Source organism: Sinorhizobium sp. GQ132 (assembly GCF_059758575.1).
Map to the genome: position 1 here is coordinate 83771 of NZ_JCAXDX010000001.1, position 17722 is coordinate 101492.

Consider the following 17722-nt stretch of genomic DNA (forward strand, 5'->3'; position numbering starts at 1 on the left):
ATCCAACGCCGCGGTAAATAGCTTGTTCCGGGACGCGACGGCTCAAAGGCGGTGCGCCTGCCCGCTTTCCGAAGCGCCGAGAAACGCATTGATGAGCCGGTGGACCTTCAGCGCCTCGCGCCCGTTGACGCGCGGTTCGCCATTACTCTCGACCGCATCGAGAAAGTCGGCGAGGACCGCACGGTGATGGTGATGCGGGAATGCCATCGGATCGGCGCCGGCACCACCCGCGGCCTCGTCCTCGACCGAGAGTTCCGTTCCGTCGTGGAAGGATACGGCAAGCAGCCTGCCGCCCAGGCGCGCCATGCCGCCAGTCCCGATTATATCTATCTCGTCCGGATAGCCGGGATAAGCGCAGGTGGTCGCGCTCACGGTCCCTATCGCGCCGCCCGCGAAGCGGATCGCCGCCATCGCCAGGTCTTCGGTTTCCATGCGGTGGATTCCGCTCGTCGCCGCATAGGCCTTGACCTCTTCCGGCAGGCCAGCAAGCGAAACGAGAAGGTCGAGCGTGTGTATGGCCTGGGTGAGAAGCACGCCGCCGCCGTCGCGAGCCCGCGTACCCCGGCCCGGTTGATCGTAATAGCTCTGCGGCCGCCAGTTGTGCAGCCGGGCCGAAGCACTGACGATTTGGCCGAGGCGGCCTTCATCGATGAGCCTCGCAAGTTCCTGGCTGACCCTGCGAAAGCGGTGCTGAAGCACGATGCCGAGTTTTATTCCGGCGCGCTCGGCCAACGTCACCAGAGCTTCCGATCGCTCCGGGGTGATCTCCAGCGGTTTTTCGAGAAGCACATGCTTGCCCGCTTCGGCCGCCTGCCGCACCAGATCGAGATGCGTGCTCGGCGGCGTCAATATCATGACGGCCGTGATCGACGGATCATGGAAGATCGCCTCGGCGGAGTCGCAAGTCGCGAAACCATAGGCCTCGGAAAAGGCAGCCCGCCTGGCGGCCGTGGGACTGTAGGCGGCAGCGACGTCAACTCTCTCCTCAAGGTCCAGCAGGCTTTTGGCATGCGGGCCAGCCGCCATGCCGAGTCCGATCACGCCGATGCGCGTCTTTTTCATTCCGTCACCCCCTCAGCACAGTTCCTCCGGACCTCTCTCTACATCCTGCAGCGATGCGCGGCAAGAAAGTCATCATACAACTTCATGAAGTTTGTATGTTGACAATATATTTTACAAGCCGTAGCCATAGAGCACCTGTTGGAGGAGCGGGAGAGTGATGAGGGGACTGATCGATCCAGATCTGTTGTTTCCGGCCGAAGAGCGCACCCGTGCGCTGGCGCGGAGGCTATATGCCGAAGTAAGCGGTCTTCCGATCGTCAGCCCGCACGGGCATACGGAGCCGCGCTGGTATGCGCTGGACGAACCTTTTCCCGATCCCGCCCAACTTCTCATCGTGCCGGACCATTATGTGTTCCGCATGCTGTTCAGCCAGGGGATCAGGCTGGAAGAGCTCGGCGTTCCGGCGCTCGACGGTTCGCCGGTCGAGACGGATGGCCGCACGATCTGGCGGCGTTTCTGCGAGAACTACCATCTCTTTCGCGGCACGCCGACGCGGCTTTGGTTCGACTATACGCTCTCCGAGCTTTTCGGCATCGACGAACTGCCCTCCGCCGCCAGTTCGGACCGGCTTTACGACCACGTCGCCGACTGTCTGGGGCGCCCGGATTATCGCCCGCGCGCGCTCTACGAGCGGTTCAATATCGAGGTGATCTCCACGACCGACAGTGCCCTGGACGATCTGGGCTGGCACGGCAAGATACTGGAAAGCGGCTGGAAAGGACGGGTCGTCCCCGCCTACCGTCCCGACGCGGTGGTCGATCCGGATTTCCAGGGTTTTTCGACCAATCTCGATAAGCTCGGCGACATCACCGGCGCCGACACCGCAACGTGGTCGGGCTATCTGGACGCCCATCGCTCCCGCCGCGCCTATTTCAAGAATTTCGGCGCGACCTCGACGGATCACGGCCATGCGACGGCAGACACGGCCAACCTTTCGCAAGCGGAGGCCGCGGCACTCTTCGACAGGGTGCGGCTGGGCAAGGCGGATGCCGACGAGCGGCGCTTGTTCCGGGCGCAGATGCTGACCGAGATGGCCAAGATGAGCCTGGACGATGGGCTCGTAATGCAGATTCATCCGGGCTCGTTCCGCAACCACTCGCCGGCGATCCTGGCAAAGTTCGGCCGCGACAAAGGTTTCGATATTCCGGCACGCACCGACTATGTGACCGCACTCAAGCCGTTGCTCGATGCAGTCGGGCTCGAGCGCGATCTGACCGTCATTCTCTTTACGCTGGACGAGACGAGCTATGCGCGCGAGCTTGCGCCGCTTGCCGGCGTCTATCCCGCGCTGAAGCTCGGACCCGCATGGTGGTTCCACGACAGTGCGGAGGGTATGCGCCGCTTCCGTGAGATGACCACCGAGACGGCGGGCTTCTACAACACCGTCGGGTTCAACGACGATACAAGGGCGTTTCCATCCATCCCCGCGCGCCACGACATTGCGCGCCGGGTCGACTGCGCATTTCTCGCGCGTCTGGTCGCGGAACATCGCCTGCGGGAGGATGAGGCGTACGAGCTTGCGCGGGACCTTGCCTATGGTCTCGCCAAGGAGGCGTACCGGCTCTGAGAATTCACATCATGCAAACGGGAGGAAAAGCATGAAAATCCTGGTCAAACTGGCGGCCGGTCTGTTGGTCGCCGCTTCTTTTATCGGCAATGCAGCCAATGCGCAGACGGTGCTGCGCTCATCGGATACGCATCCGGACGGCTATCCGACGGTCGAGGGGGTCAAATATTTCGGCGAGCTGGTCAAGGAGCGCACAGCCGGCCGCTACTCCGTCGAGGTCTATCACTCCGCGCAGCTCGGAGAGGAAAAGGACACGATCGAGCAGGTGCGCTCCGGTGTCATCGAACTGAACCGCGTATCGATGGCGCCCTTCAACGGAACGGTGAAGGAATCGATCGTTCCGGCGTTGCCCTATCTCTTCCGTTCGGAAGAGCACATGCACAAGGTGATGGACGGCGCGATCGGCGATCAGATCAAGAAGGCCTTCGAAGGCGCCGGAGTGGTGGTGCTTGCCTTCTATGACGCCGGCGCGCGTTCCTTCTACAACAAGCAGAAGCCGATCAATTCGGTTGAAGACATGAAGGGCCTGAAGTTCCGCGTCATCCAGTCGGACATCTTCGTCGACATGGTGGCAGCACTCGGGGCGAACGCTACGCCGATGCCCTACGGCGAAGTCTATTCGGGCATCGAAACGGGCGTCATCGACGGCGCGGAAAACAATTTTCCAAGCTACGACACCGCCAAGCATTTCGAAGTGGCCAAGAACTTCTCGCTCGACGAACACACCATCCTTCCGGAGGTATTCGTCATGAACAAGGCGGTCTTCGACAAGCTCACGCCGGAAGACCAGGAGATCTTCAAGCAGGCAGCGAAGGAGAGCGTTGCCAAGCAGCGCGAGCTCTGGGCTGCCAAGGTGAAGGAGTCGCGTGCGAAGGTCGAAGCGGCCGGCGCGAAGATCACCACCCCCGACAAGCAGGGGTTCATCGACGCGATGAAGCCGGTCTACGAAAAGCACGTCACCGATGAGGTCCTCAAGAAGATGGTCGAGGACGTTCGCGCGGTGCAGTGACGAGTCAGACGGGCAGGCCTGCTGTGCCCATGCGCGTTGGAGCGGGATGAGGAAAAGCGTGTGCGGTTCTCCGCCCGTATCCCGCTCCAATCAACTGAAATCGATGACGTTCATGATTTGGATCGACCCGACCCAGGATCATCGTAATCGAGCGCAAAGGCCGCGGCAGAAGCCTGCCCGTCCCTTTCAATAGGAATGAAACCTTGTCCAACGGATTGGCAAAACTGGGCCGGGGCCTCTCGTGGCTGGGCACCCTCTCGCTTTGGATGGCCGGTGTGGGCCTCGTCGCGATGACGCTCATCGTCGCCTGGCAGGTGTTCTGCCGCTACGTGTTGAACGACTCGCCGAGCTGGACCGAACCCGGCGCCGTCATGCTGATGAGCTGGTTCATCTTCTTGGGTGCCGCCGTCGGGGTGCGCGAAAACTATCATCTCGGCTTCGACGTGCTGCTCTATGTCGTGCCGAAAGGCGGCAAGATCTGGCTGCGCATGATCTCCGATATCGTCGCGCTCGCCTTCGGGGCCGGGATGATCTGGTATGGAGGGCAGCTCGTGGCTCTCACCTGGAACACCGTCCTGCCGTCGCTGCGGATTTCCGGCGGCTGGAGCTATGTGCCGCTCGTCGCGGGCGGCGTCCTTATTTGCCTGTTCGCGCTGGAGCGCATCGTCCTGCGCCTTGCCGGGGAGCCGATCGACGATCGTCTCGACGAAATGCCGCCGGCGGAAGTTGCCGCCGAACTCGAACCTGCTGAAATAAAGGCCTGACCCGATGGACATGATGATCCTCTTCGGCGTGTTCACGCTGCTGATGCTGATCGGCACGCCGATCGCCTTCTGCCTCGGCGTCGCGTCCTTCGCGACGGTTCTTTATCTGGGGCTGCCGCCGCTGGTGATCTTTCAGCGGCTCAATTCCGGCATGAGCGTGTTTTCGCTGCTTGCCATTCCATTCTTCATCTATGCCGGCGATCTGATGGTGCGTGGCGGAATCGCCCAGAAGATCGTCGCCTTCGCGGCATCGCTGGTCGGGCACATCCGGGGCGGGCTCGGTCAGGTCAACATCGTCACCGCAACGCTGTTCGGCGGCATTTCAGGATCGGCCGTGGCGGAAGCCGCGGCTGTGGGCGGGCTCATGATCCCGCAGATGAAGCAGCGCGGTTACGGCGCGGACTACGCCGTCAATGTCACCTCCATGGCGGCCTTGATCGCGCTGATGCTGCCGCCTTCGCACAACATGATCATCTACTCGATCTCGGCAGGCGGAAAGATCTCGATCGCAGATCTCTTCACCGCCGGCATCGTTCCCGGCCTCCTTTACGCTGCCGCACTGATGACTACCGCCTATTTCGTTGCACGCCGGCGCGGCTATCCGACGGAGATCTTTCCCGGGTTCGCACGGGTAGGGCGCTATCTGCTGGTTTCGACGCCCGGCCTCCTGCTCATCGGCATCATCTTCGGGGGCGTACGTTCGGGCGTGTTCACCGCGACCGAGAGTTCCTGCATCGCCGTCCTTTATGCGCTCGCGGTGACCGTCTTCGTTTACCGGCAGATGACCTGGCAGGATTTCGTCCAGGCAACCTTCGCGGCCGTGCGCACGACGGCCATGGTCCTGCTCATCATCGGCATGGCGGCCGCCTTCTCCTGGCTGATGGCCTTCCTCAGAGTGCCCGCAGCGCTGATCGACTGGATGAACACGATCTCGGAAAATCCGATCATCATACTCCTGTTGCTCAACGTCCTGATGCTGTTCCTCGGCACCTTCATGGACATGGGCCCGACCATCATCATCAGCACCCCGATCTTCCTGCCGGTCGCCATGGCCTACGGCGTCGACCCGGTTCATTTCGGCGTCATCATGATCCTGAACTTCGGCATCGGCCTCAACACGCCGCCAGTGGGCGCCGTGCAGTTCGTCGCCTGTGCAGTCGGGAAAATTTCCGTCTGGCAGGCGATGCGCAGCATATGGCCGTTCTACCTGGCGGGGTTGATCGTGCTCGGGCTCGTCACCTATGTTCCGGCCCTTTCGCTATGGCTGCCGGCCGTCTTCAAAGGGTGACAAACCGCATGGATCTTCTGACCGAACGCAAACCGAAGCTTTCCGAACGCGTCGCGAACGCAATAAGGGAGCAGGTTCTGAAGGGCGAAATACAGCCCGGGCAGAAGCTGCCGACGGAGAGCCGGATGAGCGAGTTCTTCGGCGTCAGCCGCACGGTGGTGCGCGAAGCGATCGCAACCCTTGCCGCGGACGGCCTCGTGGAGCCGCGGCAGGGTGCCGGGGTTTTCGTCATGGACCACCCGACGCTTGCCTTCGGCTCGATCAGCCTCGACGTCGGCAACAAGATCTCCCATGCGCTCAACGTCATCGAGGTGCGGATGGGGCTCGAGATCGAGAGCGCGGGTCTGGCAGCGCTTCGGCGCAATGGTGCCCAGGAGGCCCAGATCCAGGAGGCCTTCTTCGAATTCGATCGCCTGCTCGAGCGCGGCGAGGCAACCGGAAAGAGCGACTTTGCCTTCCACCGGGCGATCGCGGCCGCGACCAACAATCCCTATTACGTGGAGGTTCTCGATGCGCTGGGTCTGCGGGCTATCCCTTGCGACGTCGCCTCCCCCTGGGGGACGGAAAGCGTGCTTTCTCGTGCATATCAGGAAAGCCTCCAGCGCGAGCATCTAGCGATCCTGAAGGCGATTTCCGAAAGCGATCCGGAAGCTGCCCGCGCCGCCATGCGCGCCCATCTGACCGCGAGCCAGGAACGCTACCGAGTCCGGTTGAGCGGACAGCAGGCCGCCTGGGACGCCGCCAAGCGCGGCGTCTGATTGCCCAATCTCCAGAGCGTTTTCGCTGCCTAACGAAGCAGCGGACGCTCCAACACTTTGAAACGACGCACTCCCGGACGAGAACGTTACACGTTTTTCCTGGAAGTGCCCCAATCCGAGGACCGTGAGCCGATGACCGCAAGCCATATCGACTACACCATTCGTTTCGCCGTCGACCCGGCAGCAGCAGCCCGCATGGACACCGATGCCTTGCGCGCGAATTTTCACATCGGCGATCTGTTCCGGCAGGGGCGGATCTCGCTCACCTATAGCCATTACGACCGCATGATCGTCGGCGGCGCCGTGCCGGTCGACAAGCCCTTGGCTCTCGAAACCATCCGTCCGACGGGTACGGCGCGCTTTCTCGAGCGGCGCGAGCTCATCGCCGTCAATATCGGCGGCCCCGGCCGTATCGAGATGAATGGCGAAAGCTTCCGTCTCGAGCCGCGCGACATGGCCTATGCCGGCATGGGAGAGGAGGTCACCTTCTCGTCCGAGGACGCGGCCGTACCCGCCAAGTTCTACCTGCTCAGTGCGCCCGCTCATCAGGCGCTGCCAAGGCGCCATATCCGCATCGGCGACGCCAAACGGCTCGACCTCGGCAGTGCGGCCACCTCGAACGAGCGTTCGATCTTCCAGTTCATCCACCCCGAAGGCGTGAAGACCTGCCAGTTGGTCGTCGGCATGACGCAGCTTGCCCCGGGGTCGGTCTGGAACACCATGCCGTGTCACGTGCACGACCGGCGAATGGAGGCGTATCTCTATTTCGACCTCGATGACAGCGCCCGCGTCCTGCACCTCATGGGCGAGCCTAGCGAAACCCGGCACATCGTGATGGCCAGGGAAGAGGCCGTGCTTTCTCCGCCCTGGTCGATCCATTCGGGCTGCGGAACCGCAAACTACGCCTTCATCTGGGCCATGGCCGGCGACAATGTCGACTATACCGATGTGGAGATGGTGGCGATGGAGACGCTGCGATGAGCCTACCGTCGCGCTTCAGCCTTGCCGGCCGCCGTGTCGTCGTCACCGGTGCCAATACCGGGATCGGACAGGGTATCGCTGTGTCGATCGCCAGGGCGGGCGGCACGGTGATCGGCGTGGGCCGCTCCGCCATGGACGAGACGGAAAAGAGGGTCACCGACGCCGGCGGAACTTTCATTGCGGCCCATGCCGATCTTGCCGATCGCGAAGCCACGCGCTCCCTCATCGACGGGTTGTGGAACGAGCACGGCGCTCTGCAGGGCCTCGTCAACAATGCGGGGATAATCCGTCGTGCCGACGCGGTGGATTTCACCGAGGCCGACTGGGATGATGTCATCGACGTCAATCTGCGTTCGCTGTTCTTCCTCAGCCAGGCCTTCGGGCGCCGGATCATTGCCGAGGAAAGCCGCGGCAAGATCGTCAACATCGCTTCGCTGCTGTCTTTTCAGGGCGGCATCCGCGTCGCTTCCTATACCGCGTCCAAACACGGAGCCCTCGGCATCACCCGATTGCTGGCATGCGAATGGGCTGCCAAGGGCATTAATGTGAATGCCGTGGCCCCCGGCTACGTCGTCACCAACAACACGGAAGCTCTGCGCGCCGACGAAAAGCGCAGCGCCTCCATTCTGGAACGTATCCCCGCAGGGCGCTGGGGCACGCCGGACGATATAGGCGATGCGGCGGTCTTCCTGCTTGCACCGGCCTCCGACTACATGCATGGCGCCGTCGTTCCGGTCGACGGCGGCTGGCTCGCCAGATAGGAGAAAACGATGGACACGAAACTTTTTGCCCGTGGCGACGACGGCGAATGGACAGAGCTCGGACAGGGCAATCGGCGCCGGGTGATCCTGCATACCGACGAGCTGATGCTGGTCGAATTCGCCTTCGAGAAAGGCGGAATCGGCGCACTCCACTCACACCCTCATGTGCAGGGAAGCTATATCGCAGAGGGCAGGTTCGAAGTCACCGTCGGCGAGCACACGCAGGTTCTTTCGGCCGGCGACAGTTTCATTGCTCCATCGGGCGTGGTCCATGGCGTAAAGGCGCTGGAGGCCGGCCGGCTGATCGACAGCTTCACGCCGCACCGCGCCGATTTCCTGAAATAGACTTCAAGGAAGCGGTTTTCCGTCTGCAACCGCACAGCCGCAAGATCTGAAGCCGTCGCGTCGCGCCTGCGTCGGGCATTTCCGGTTCGACGCAGCCTCACCCCTCGCGCAAGGCAAGAGCACGTCCAGTCATCCTCTCGGGGATGGCTGCCGTCGTTCCCCGTTCTACCAGAGGGCCATCCACCTTGATCGTCATCGGGCGCGGGTTCTTTCCGTGTATCGCCATGTCGATCAGCATTTCCGCCGCCTTCTGGCCCATTTCATAGTTCGGCAGCACCAGCGTCGAAAGCGGCGGATGCGTGTAGCGGGCGAGTTCCTGGTCGTCGTAACCCATTACCGACAGGTCCTGCGGCACGAGAAGCCCGCGCTCCGAAGCTGCTTCGAGCGCCCCGATCGCCATCAGGTCGTTGCCGCAGAAGATGGCGGTCGGCGGATTGTCGATGGCAAGCAGCTCGAGTGCAGCCTCGTAGCCGCGCAAAGGCAGCCAGTCGCCATTTCGCACCAGGGATTCGTCATAGGCGATATCGGCGGTGGCCAGCGCCTGCTTATAGCCTTTGAGCCGATCGATTGCCGCATCCATCCACGGTTCGCCGTTGATGAAGCCGATACGCCGGTGTCCGAGGGAAGTCAGATGCGCCGTCGCCGCGAAGCCTCCGGCGACCTCTCCGGGTACGATCGCCAGGTGCTGGCGCGGCTCGGCATAGCAGTTCAGCAGGATCGTCGGAATGTTCGCCAGTTCGTGCGGGACGCTCACCTTTCGTGTGAAGATCGTCGCATAAATCACTCCAGCTATTGCCGGATCGCGCAATACAGCACGCAGCACGGCGCTCTCGAGGTCGGGGTTGGAACGGGTCGCGTGCGCGGAAACGAGCAGGCCCTGTTCGAAGGCGTAGTCGCGAATTCCGTCGAGGCTGACCACCGGGTGCGGACTGGTCGATATCTCGTCTACGATGAAGGCTATCGTATCCTTTTCGATAGCGGGAGCGCGGGCGAGATCCTGCCGGGTATTCGGCAGCCTGTACCCGATCTTGCGCGCCGCTTCCCGCACGCGCGCCCTTGTTTCAGCCGAGATGCGGGCTCCGGACATTTCATTCAGAACGAGGGAAACGCTCGATTGCGAGACGCCGGCGATACGCGCCACGTCGGTCATGGTCGGCCGGCCGCCGCCGCCTTCCTTAGTCGAGGCACCGCCCCCATTGCCCTTTGCCATTTCGTTCCCCAGTCCGGCGCTGCAACGCCGCATTCAATTTGTGCATGCGCTAATAACTTTAGCCTTGACTGCTAATAATATTAGCGCAAGGTTTTCCCGTGTGAAGCATAAAGTTGCTCGCAGCCGGTAGAGGAGTACCGGCAAACCGGGAGGAGAGAACACGATGAACAGGATTTCACGTCGCGCGTTCATGCTTGCGGCCACGGCGGCCGGCGCAATCGCCGTCGCCGGCACCGTCGCTTTCGCGGAACTGCCCAAACTGGCGCAGAAGGAGACCTATAAGGTCGGTTTCGCGCAAACGGAATCCAACAATCCCTGGCGCATCGCCCAGACAAACAGCATGAAAGCCGAGGCCGAGAAGCTCGGCCATCAGCTCGTCTACACGGACGCCGCCGGGTCCGCGGCCAAGCAGGTGGCCGACGTCAACTCGATGATCGCCCAGGGTGTGGACCTGATCTTCCTGGCGCCGCGCGAAGAGAAGCCGTTGATCCCCGCCGTCATGGCCGCCAAGAAGGCCGGCATTCCCGTCATCCTGCTCGACCGCAGCGTCGATCCGTCGCTTGCCAAGGCCGGCGAGGACTACGTGACCTTCATCGGCTCGGATTTCATCGAAGAGGGCAGGCGCATCGCCGAATGGCTCGTCAAGAATGCCAACGGCAAATCGAAGATCATCGAGCTCGAGGGTACGACCGGCTCGTCGCCGGCCAACGACCGGAAGAAAGGTTTCGACGAGACGATCAAGGCGGCAGGCGGCTTCGAGATCGTCGCTTCGCAGTCGGGCGATTTCGCACGCGACAAGGGCCGGCAGGTCGCCGAAGCCCTGTTGCAGGCGCATCCGGATGCCGACATCGTCTATGCCCATAACGACGAGATGGCGATCGGTGCCATTGCCGCAATAGAGGCGGCCGGCAAGGTCCCGGGCAAGGACGTGCTGGTCTTGTCGATCGACGGCGGCAAGGAAGCGGTGCAGGCGGTCATCGATGGAAAGATCGCCGCGGTGGTCGAGTGCAATCCACGCTTCGGCCCCAAGGCCTTCGAGACGATGCTGCGCTATGCCAAGGGCGAGAAGATCGACCCCATGGTCATAAACGAGGACAAGTTCTACGACGCGTCGAACGCGGCTGCCGAACTCGCCAACGCCTACTGACATCCTTCGCCGGCCGGCCGGAACGCTCCGGCCGGGTGGCGAAATCCGCAATCGCTGCGAAATCGGCTGCGATAAAGACAGATCGGCATCGGGAGGACTTATGCTTCTGTCCATGCAGGGCATTTGCAAGTCGTTCAACGGCATTCCGGCGCTTCGTGCGGCTTCTCTCGAAGTCGGCGAAGCCGAGGTGATGGCACTCGTCGGGCAGAACGGCGCGGGCAAGTCGACGCTCATCAAGATATTGACCGGCGCGTACCGGCGCGACGAGGGTGCGGTCGTCTTTGCGGGAGAGGACGTATCCTTCAGCATGCCGGCGGAGAGCCAGGCCCGGGGCATTGCGACGATCTACCAGGAGATCAACCTCGCCCCGCAGCGCTCCGTCGCCGAGAACATCTATCTGTCGCGCGAACCCCGCCGCTTCGGCATGATCGACCGGGCCGCGATGCGACAAGGCGCCGCCGCCGTCCTGCGGACTTTCAATCTGGAGATCGACGTCGATCGACCTGTCGCCGGCTTCAGCGCCGCTACCAGGCAGATGGTTGCCATCGCCCGCGCCGTGACACAGAAGGCACGGCTCGTCATCATGGACGAACCGACCTCTTCCCTCGACGAGCGGGAAGTCGGCATCCTTTTCGACACCATAAGGACGCTCAAACGCGGCGGCGTCTCGGTCGTCTTCATCGGCCATCGTCTCGACGAGCTCTACCGGATCTGCGACAGGGTCACCATCATGCGTGACGGCAAGACCGTGGCGACGGCCGCAATGGCGGACATGCCGAAGCTCGCACTGGTGCGCCATATGCTGGGCAAAGAACTCGCGGCCTTCGAAGCGATCGCCAAGGACGCCGACGAGGGCGCACAGCGACCGGTGCGGCTATCGGTCCGGAATGCGGGCGCCGGCCTCCGCGTGCGGGATGTGAGCCTCACGGTGCGCGAAGGCGAGATCTCCGGGCTTGCCGGCTTGCTCGGCTCCGGCCGAACCGAAACGGCCAACCTGATTTTCGGCGCCGAGCGGCTGCAGCGCGGCGAAATTCGCTACGATGGCGAAGCCCGCTCCTATCGCCAGCCCGCGGACGCAATTGCCGACGGCATCGGGCTCGTCGCCGAGGACCGGAAGGTCGACGGCATCATTCCCGATATGAGTATTCGCGAAAACATGACGCTCGCGCTTCTGCCGAAGCTCGCCCGCGCCGGTATCGTCGATCGCGCCCGCCAGGATGAAATCGTCGTTCGCTACATCGCGGCGCTGGGCATCAAATGCACCTCTCCCGACCAGCCTATCAAGGAACTTTCCGGTGGCAATCAGCAGAAGGTCCTGCTCGGCCGATGGCTCTGTACCGATCCCAAGCTGCTGATCGTCGACGAGCCGACCCGCGGCATCGATATCGGCGCCAAATCGGAAATCCTCCGCCTCCTGCGCCGGCTCGCCGACGAGGGCCTCGGCGTGCTGATGATTTCGTCCGAACTCGAGGAATTGCTGGCGGCGGCCGACCGGGTAACCGTGCTCAGCGACGGAACCTCGGTCGCCGTGCTGCCGCGCAAGGAATTGAGCGAGGCTGCGCTCTTTGCCGCCATGGCACATCAGGTGGAGTAGCATGACGACGATCGAGACACAGGCGACCGCAGGCACCGTCCCCTCCGGCAAACGTTTCTTTAGGCTCGCCGGGCGTTACGGCACCGTCGCCGCCTTCCTGGCCCTGATCCTGTTCAACGTCGTTTTCACTCCGAACTTCCTGTCGCTGCAGACGCTCAACGTCAATCTCACCCAGGTCGCCACGATCGTGATCGTCGCCATCGGAATGACGCTCGTGATAGCCACCGGCGGCATCGATCTTTCGGTTGGCTCCCTGATGGCGATCGGCGGTGCGCTTGCGCCGATGATCTTCATGGGGACGCTGTTTCCGGTTTCCTCCATGCCCGTGGCCGTGGCGCTGGCCTTCGTTCTGCCGGTCGTCGCGACGGGGCTGCTCGGTCTTTTCAACGGCCTGCTTGTGACCCGCTTCGCGATCCAGCCGATCATCGCGACCCTCGTGCTGTTCATCGCAGGCCGCGGCATCGCCCAGGTGATGACCAACGGCAACCTGCAGGTCTTCCGGAACGAAGGTTTCCAATTCATCGCCCTGGGGCGTGTCGTCGGCATTCCCGCCCAGGTGATCCTGATGATTGCGATCGCGGCGATCGCCTGGGCGGCAATCCGCTACACAATGTTCGGGCGGCAGGTCATCGCGGTCGGAGGCAACGAGAAGGCCGCACGCCTCACCGGCATACCCGTTCACCGCGTCAAACTGCTTGTCTACGCGATCAGCGGCGCGCTTGCCGGGGTGGCGGGCCTCATCGTCGTCGCGCGCAACTCCGCAAGCGACGCGAACCTCGTCGGCCTCGGCATGGAGCTCGACGCGATCGCCGCAGTTGCCGTCGGCGGCACGCTTCTGACCGGCGGGCGGGCAAACATCGTCGGCACCGTGATCGGCGCCCTGGTCATCCAGCTGGTGCGCTACACCCTGCTCGCCAATGGCGTGCCGGACGCGGCCGCCTTGATCGTCAAGGCTGCACTGATCTTACTTGCGGTGTTCATCCAGCAGCGCGCCGGAAAGTCGTGAGGGAGAATGCCGATGAACTCACTCCTCAAGGCTCTTGCCCTCAAGTCCCCCGGCGATATGGCCCGCCTCGGCGTTATCCTGGCGCTGTTCGGCCTCATCCTGTTCGGCGCGCTGCGTTACGAGAATTTCCTGTCGCAATACAACATCCTGAGCTTCCTGCGTTACAACTCCATGTTCGCGCTGATCGCGTTGGGCATGGCCTTCGTCATCATGACCGGGGGCATCGATCTCTCCGTCGGCGGTACCGCAGCCATGGCGAGCGTCGTCGCCGCGCTTCTGTCGCCCTATCATTGGGCCGCAGGTCTCTTCGGCGGCATCGCGGCGGGTCTTGCCGTCGGAGCATTGAACGGTTTCACCGTGACCGTCATGCGCATCCAGCCTTTTATCGCGACGCTCGCGACAATGCTGGCCGCCTACGGAACCGGCTTGCTGCTTGCGGGAAACCAGTCCGTCTCCGTTTCCTACGACAGCGGCTTCACGGCGATAGGCCAGGACGACTTCCTTGGCTTTCCGATTCCCGCCTGGATCGCCCTTCTCGTCTATGTTGCCGGCTGGCTGGTGCTCGAACGCCTGCCCGTCGGCCGCCATGTGCTGGCGATCGGCGACGGCGAAGCGACGGCCGCATTGATGGGCCTCAAGGTGAGGCGGACGCTCGCCGCCGTCTATGTCGGCTCCGGCGCGCTGGCGGGGCTCGCAGGCGTCATTCTCGCCTCGCAGTTCGGTGCCGGCCAACCTACCGAGGGAGTCGGCTGGGAACTCTTCGCGATCGCCTCCGTAGTCGTCGGGGGTACGCTTCTGACAGGCGGTTCGGGCTCTGTCGGGGCGACGCTTGCGGGCGCCCTTCTGCTCGCGATGGTGTTCAATATCCTGAATTTCGAGAACGGCCTCGGGTGGATTTCCCTTTCGGCCTATTGGCAATCCGTCATCCGCGGCGGCTTCCTGCTGATCGTCGTCGTTCTTCAGGCGCGATTGATGTCACGCCGAACAGGCGAGGAACGCGTCTGAGATGCGGCCATGGTGAAGCCCGCGACAATGCGAAGCAAGAGGAAATGTGATGACTACGACAGCAACACATGAAACCCGGTCGGACTACGATTTCGGCGCGTCCGTCGAAGCCTTGCAACGGGAGGGCATTACCGGACTGAAGAGTGCCTTCTCGCGCGAATGGGCCGAAACGATGCGTGAGGACATGATGACGGCCTTCTGGTCGGCCATTCAGCGGCCGGGTGGCGCCGTCGGCCGTGGCCCGCGCCGCTGGTACGTCGAGATCCATCCGCAGGATTTTTCCGGCTTCGTCGACCTCGTCACCCATCCGTGGGTGGCCGGCATGTGCGAGGCGGTGCTCGGTCCCGACTACCAGATCGTCGAGATCGGCTTCGACGTGCCGTTCCAGGGGGCGAAGTACCAGCCCTGGCACCGCGACTTCCCCTCGCCGCCCGAAACCTATGTCGAGCGCCGCATCACCTCGCTTGCCTTCAATCTCACCGGCGTGGACGTGACGGAGGACATGGGGCCGTTCGAGATCGCCCCCGGCACCCAGTGGCTCGACGGCAGGGAGTGGAAGCATGAAATGTTCCCGCCCAAGGAGAGGTGGCCTGAGTTTCAGGAGCTCGCGACGCGCAAGTATCCGAAGCTGGGGGATGTTTCGTGCCGCTCCGCGCTCACCATCCATCGGGGTACGGAACATGCTTCGCCGATCGCCCGTCCGGTCATGGTCCTCGGCGTCGACGCGCCCGGCGCCGGCCACGCCGAACTGCACGACATGATGGTGACGCAGGATTACTTTGATGCCCTGCCCGTTCTGGTGAAGCAGCACCTCGTCTGCAGGGTCGTCGAGGAACTGATCCCCGTCACGCAGAAGCACGACATCGAGGGTCTGGTGATGGGCTCGACACCGACCTGAAGGGGCCGCAGCTCGCTTTCGCCGGAATTCAAAGCGCAACCGTCGCCAGGCCCGGCAGGACCTTGTCCAGGGTCAGCGGGAACTCGCGAACCCTTACTCCGGTGGCGTTATAGACCGCATTGGCGATCGCTGCGCCGGCACCGCAAACGCCGAGCTCTCCGAGGCCCTTTGCGCCGAAAGGATTGGCCTTGTCATCGTTCTCCTCCATGAACACGACATCGAGGGCGGGAACGTCGCTATTGACCGGAACGTGGTACTCGGCAAGGTCATGATTGACGAAACATCCGTAGCGGCGGTCAAGGACGGATTCCTCCATCAAGGCTGCGCCGAGACCCCAGATCATACCTCCGAGTATCTGTGAACGCGCCGTCTTGGCATTGAGAATACGGCCTGCGCCGATCACGGCGAGCAAGCGCCTCGCACGAACCTCTCCCGTGTCGCAATCGACGCTCACCTCGGCGAAATGCGCGCCATACGAATGCTGCGAGAATGCGCGGTAGCTCTCGGTGCTCGCACCGGCCTCGACCGAGCCCGTGGCATCGAGCCCTTCGGGTGCGACGCGCCGCATAAATTCCGGCAATGCTTCCGTCCGTTCGCCGAAGCGGATCGCTCCTGCGACCATCGTGACGTCGTCAGTCCCGGAATTCTGGTCGGATGCACCATTTTGCGTGCGCAGCGCGGCCACGATCTTGCCTTTCAGTGCCTCGCACGCACGCAAAAGGGCCGTCCCGGCACTTGCCGCTCCCCAGGAACCGCCGGAGCCTGCAGTCAAGGGAAAGCGGCTATCTCCAAGCTCGATCGTGACTGCCGCAATCGGAACGCCGAGGGCATCGGCGGCTATCTGCGTCAGGATGGTGTAGGTCCCCGTACCGATATCGGTCATGTCGAGGCGAGCGGTCACTCGCCCCTCCGCATCGATCCGAACCGAAGCCGCCGCGGCCCCGATGTAGTTCGGCCGGATCGCAGCCGCCATGCCGAGGCCAACCAACTTCCGGCCTTCGCGCAGGCTGCCCGGTTCCGACCTGCGCCGCTGCCAACTGAAGCGCCGCGCGCCCTCCTGCATGCATGCCACGAGGTTACGCGTGGAAAACGGCACCCCGCGCTCGGGATCGAGATCGGGCTCGTTGCGGATCCTGAGCTCGATCGGGTCAAGACCCAGCCGCTCGGCCAACTCGTCCATGGCGCATTCCAGCGCGAGCATGCCTGGCGCCTCGCCCGGAGATCGCATCCACTCGCCTCTGTTGAGGTCGACTGGAACGAGCCGATGGCGGGTCAGGCGACTGGGCGCGGCATAGAGCGAACGGGCGAAGACCGCCGTCTGCTCGCAGAATTCCTCGACGCGAGAGGTTGCCGACCAGACATCGTGTCCGAGAGCAAGCAGTTTTCCGTCGGGGCTCGCGCCCAATCGAACGTTCTGGAGCATTTCCGCACGGTGCCCGGCATTGGCGAACATCTGCTGGCGCGTCAGGGCGACCTTGACGGGTCTTCCGAGAATGCGCGCGGCCAGAGCCGCGAGCACCGAATCGGCATGGACAATGAGTTTGCAGCCGAAACCACCACCGATGTAACGGCTGATCACGCGCACGCGCTCGAGAGGAACGCCGAGCGTGGCGGCGAGACCGGCACGAAAGTTCGAGAGGGTCTGGGCCGAGGTATGGATCGTCACGTCGTCGCCCTGCCAGATCGCCAACGTCGCATGGGGCTCCATCGGATTGTGGTGCTGATAGGGCGTACGGTAGGTCATGTCGATCCGCACCGCCGCCTCGGCAAAGGCTGCATCGAAATCGCCCACTGCACTATCCGTATCAAAGCCTGCATTGGTCCGCTGCGGTGCGTAGGCCGCTCCGCGGCGCTCTTCGAGGCCGAAGTCGCCGGCTGCTTCTTCGTAGCGCACCTTGATGAGGGCCGCAGCGGCTCGTGCGGCCTCGAAGGTCTCGCCGACCACAAGAGCGATGGGCTCGTCATAGTGGCGGATGCGGTCGTCGCGGAGTACGGGTCGCGCACGGGTGAAAACATCGCGCACGGCCGGCGTGACGGCTGGACCAAATTCCGGTTGGGGCGGTGCATTCAGATGCGTCATCACGTGAAGGACGCCCGGCGTTCGCACGGCCTGGCCGGTTTCGATTTCCAGAATGCGGCCTTTGCCGATGCCCGCACCCAGCACAAAACCGAAAGCCGGAGGCGGACCCTCCGCAACTTCGTAGGCATAGGTGGCGGCGCCGGTAACCTTGACCGGTCCATCGACGCGGTCGATGTGTTTGCCTATGAGGCTGCCGCCACCGCTTGTGGTATTTCGCTGCGCCTTATCCGTCATAGTTTCCACCAGT

General features: G+C 63.1%; 16 protein-coding genes. 13 read left to right on the forward strand and 3 right to left on the reverse strand.

What is annotated here, in order from left to right; translation table 11 throughout:
- Positions 1 to 42 precede the first annotated feature (42 nt).
- On the reverse strand, positions 43 to 1062 hold the full coding sequence (locus tag AC6CIG_RS00365) for a Gfo/Idh/MocA family protein (protein WP_498321946.1): 1020 nt from the start codon (positions 1060 to 1062) through the stop codon (positions 43 to 45).
- A gap of 157 nt (positions 1063 to 1219) precedes the next feature.
- Between AC6CIG_RS00365 and uxaC the strand changes: the two genes are divergently transcribed.
- From uxaC to AC6CIG_RS00405, 8 genes are all read left to right on the forward strand, one after another.
- Entirely contained in the window at positions 1220 to 2629 is a 1410-nt protein-coding gene (gene uxaC, locus AC6CIG_RS00370) for a glucuronate isomerase (RefSeq protein ID WP_498321947.1), read from the forward strand.
- 31 nt (positions 2630 to 2660) lie between these two features.
- Positions 2661 to 3638, forward strand: coding sequence for a TRAP transporter substrate-binding protein (locus AC6CIG_RS00375; protein WP_018098820.1), 978 nt, complete (start codon positions 2661 to 2663; stop codon positions 3636 to 3638).
- A 203-nt stretch (positions 3639 to 3841) separates the two neighbouring features.
- Positions 3842 to 4402 (forward strand): TRAP transporter small permease, encoded by a 561-nt coding sequence (locus AC6CIG_RS00380; RefSeq protein WP_018098821.1) that lies wholly within the window; start codon positions 3842 to 3844, stop codon positions 4400 to 4402.
- A 4-nt stretch (positions 4403 to 4406) separates the two neighbouring features.
- The gene (locus tag AC6CIG_RS00385) at positions 4407 to 5690 is read left to right on the forward strand and encodes a TRAP transporter large permease (protein ID WP_018098822.1); all 1284 of its coding nucleotides are present in this window, start codon (positions 4407 to 4409) and stop codon (positions 5688 to 5690) included.
- Between the two features lie 8 nt (positions 5691 to 5698).
- A complete protein-coding gene (locus AC6CIG_RS00390; RefSeq protein WP_100670246.1) occupies positions 5699 to 6448 on the forward strand; it encodes a FadR/GntR family transcriptional regulator in 750 nt (249 codons plus the stop codon).
- A 132-nt stretch (positions 6449 to 6580) separates the two neighbouring features.
- Positions 6581 to 7429 (forward strand): 5-dehydro-4-deoxy-D-glucuronate isomerase, encoded by an 849-nt coding sequence (kduI, locus tag AC6CIG_RS00395; protein ID WP_498321949.1) that lies wholly within the window; start codon positions 6581 to 6583, stop codon positions 7427 to 7429.
- A complete protein-coding gene (gene kduD, locus AC6CIG_RS00400; RefSeq protein WP_498321951.1) occupies positions 7426 to 8190 on the forward strand; it encodes a 2-dehydro-3-deoxy-D-gluconate 5-dehydrogenase KduD in 765 nt (254 codons plus the stop codon). Before kduI ends, kduD begins: the two co-directional genes overlap by 4 nt.
- Positions 8191 to 8199: 9 nt before the next feature.
- Positions 8200 to 8535: a cupin domain-containing protein gene (locus AC6CIG_RS00405; RefSeq protein ID WP_437405763.1), complete on the forward strand. Its 336-nt coding sequence runs from the start codon at positions 8200 to 8202 to the stop codon at positions 8533 to 8535.
- A gap of 97 nt (positions 8536 to 8632) precedes the next feature.
- Here the strand turns inward: AC6CIG_RS00405 and AC6CIG_RS00410 are convergent, their stop codons facing one another.
- Positions 8633 to 9745 (reverse strand): LacI family DNA-binding transcriptional regulator, encoded by a 1113-nt coding sequence (locus AC6CIG_RS00410; protein ID WP_018098827.1) that lies wholly within the window; start codon positions 9743 to 9745, stop codon positions 8633 to 8635.
- Positions 9746 to 9908: 163 nt separating this feature from the next.
- Between AC6CIG_RS00410 and AC6CIG_RS00415 the strand changes: the two genes are divergently transcribed.
- From AC6CIG_RS00415 to AC6CIG_RS00435, 5 genes are all read left to right on the forward strand, one after another.
- Complete coding sequence (locus tag AC6CIG_RS00415) at positions 9909 to 10892, forward strand: ABC transporter substrate-binding protein (protein ID WP_018098828.1); 984 nt, start codon at positions 9909 to 9911, stop codon at positions 10890 to 10892.
- Positions 10893 to 10992: 100 nt separating this feature from the next.
- Complete coding sequence (locus tag AC6CIG_RS00420) at positions 10993 to 12486, forward strand: sugar ABC transporter ATP-binding protein (RefSeq protein WP_437405766.1); 1494 nt, start codon at positions 10993 to 10995, stop codon at positions 12484 to 12486.
- 1 nt (position 12487) lies between these two features.
- Positions 12488 to 13492 carry an ABC transporter permease gene (locus tag AC6CIG_RS00425; protein WP_498321954.1) on the forward strand — a complete coding sequence of 335 codons (1005 nt, stop codon included), beginning with the start codon at positions 12488 to 12490 and terminating at the stop codon, positions 13490 to 13492.
- A 12-nt stretch (positions 13493 to 13504) separates the two neighbouring features.
- Entirely contained in the window at positions 13505 to 14497 is a 993-nt protein-coding gene (locus AC6CIG_RS00430; protein ID WP_180980794.1) for an ABC transporter permease, read from the forward strand.
- Between the two features lie 49 nt (positions 14498 to 14546).
- Positions 14547 to 15395: a phytanoyl-CoA dioxygenase family protein gene (locus tag AC6CIG_RS00435; RefSeq protein ID WP_498321956.1), complete on the forward strand. Its 849-nt coding sequence runs from the start codon at positions 14547 to 14549 to the stop codon at positions 15393 to 15395.
- A 28-nt stretch (positions 15396 to 15423) separates the two neighbouring features.
- Here AC6CIG_RS00435 and AC6CIG_RS00440 read toward each other — a convergent pair whose 3' ends face one another.
- Positions 15424 to 17709 (reverse strand): xanthine dehydrogenase family protein molybdopterin-binding subunit, encoded by a 2286-nt coding sequence (locus AC6CIG_RS00440; protein ID WP_498321958.1) that lies wholly within the window; start codon positions 17707 to 17709, stop codon positions 15424 to 15426.
- Positions 17710 to 17722: the final 13 nt, after the last annotated feature.

What these genes read in the sequence shown, in the direction of transcription:
- AC6CIG_RS00435 (WP_498321956.1), top strand. Translation starts at nt 14,547, where the DNA reads ATGACTACGACAGCAACACATGAAACCCGGTCGGACTACGATTTCGGC.
- AC6CIG_RS00385 (WP_018098822.1), top strand. Translation starts at nt 4,407, where the DNA reads ATGGACATGATGATCCTCTTCGGCGTGTTCACGCTGCTGATGCTGATC.
- AC6CIG_RS00390 (WP_100670246.1), top strand. Translation starts at nt 5,699, where the DNA reads ATGGATCTTCTGACCGAACGCAAACCGAAGCTTTCCGAACGCGTCGCG.
- AC6CIG_RS00425 (WP_498321954.1), top strand. Translation starts at nt 12,488, where the DNA reads ATGACGACGATCGAGACACAGGCGACCGCAGGCACCGTCCCCTCCGGC.
- AC6CIG_RS00365 (WP_498321946.1), bottom strand. Translation starts at nt 1,062, where the DNA reads ATGAAAAAGACGCGCATCGGCGTGATCGGACTCGGCATGGCGGCTGGC.
- AC6CIG_RS00420 (WP_437405766.1), top strand. Translation starts at nt 10,993, where the DNA reads ATGCTTCTGTCCATGCAGGGCATTTGCAAGTCGTTCAACGGCATTCCG.
- AC6CIG_RS00410 (WP_018098827.1), bottom strand. Translation starts at nt 9,745, where the DNA reads ATGGCAAAGGGCAATGGGGGCGGTGCCTCGACTAAGGAAGGCGGCGGC.
- uxaC (WP_498321947.1), top strand. Translation starts at nt 1,220, where the DNA reads ATGAGGGGACTGATCGATCCAGATCTGTTGTTTCCGGCCGAAGAGCGC.
- AC6CIG_RS00405 (WP_437405763.1), top strand. Translation starts at nt 8,200, where the DNA reads ATGGACACGAAACTTTTTGCCCGTGGCGACGACGGCGAATGGACAGAG.
- AC6CIG_RS00415 (WP_018098828.1), top strand. Translation starts at nt 9,909, where the DNA reads ATGAACAGGATTTCACGTCGCGCGTTCATGCTTGCGGCCACGGCGGCC.
- AC6CIG_RS00440 (WP_498321958.1), bottom strand. Translation starts at nt 17,709, where the DNA reads ATGACGGATAAGGCGCAGCGAAATACCACAAGCGGTGGCGGCAGCCTC.
- AC6CIG_RS00430 (WP_180980794.1), top strand. Translation starts at nt 13,505, where the DNA reads ATGAACTCACTCCTCAAGGCTCTTGCCCTCAAGTCCCCCGGCGATATG.
- kduD (WP_498321951.1), top strand. Translation starts at nt 7,426, where the DNA reads ATGAGCCTACCGTCGCGCTTCAGCCTTGCCGGCCGCCGTGTCGTCGTC.
- kduI (WP_498321949.1), top strand. Translation starts at nt 6,581, where the DNA reads ATGACCGCAAGCCATATCGACTACACCATTCGTTTCGCCGTCGACCCG.
- AC6CIG_RS00375 (WP_018098820.1), top strand. Translation starts at nt 2,661, where the DNA reads ATGAAAATCCTGGTCAAACTGGCGGCCGGTCTGTTGGTCGCCGCTTCT.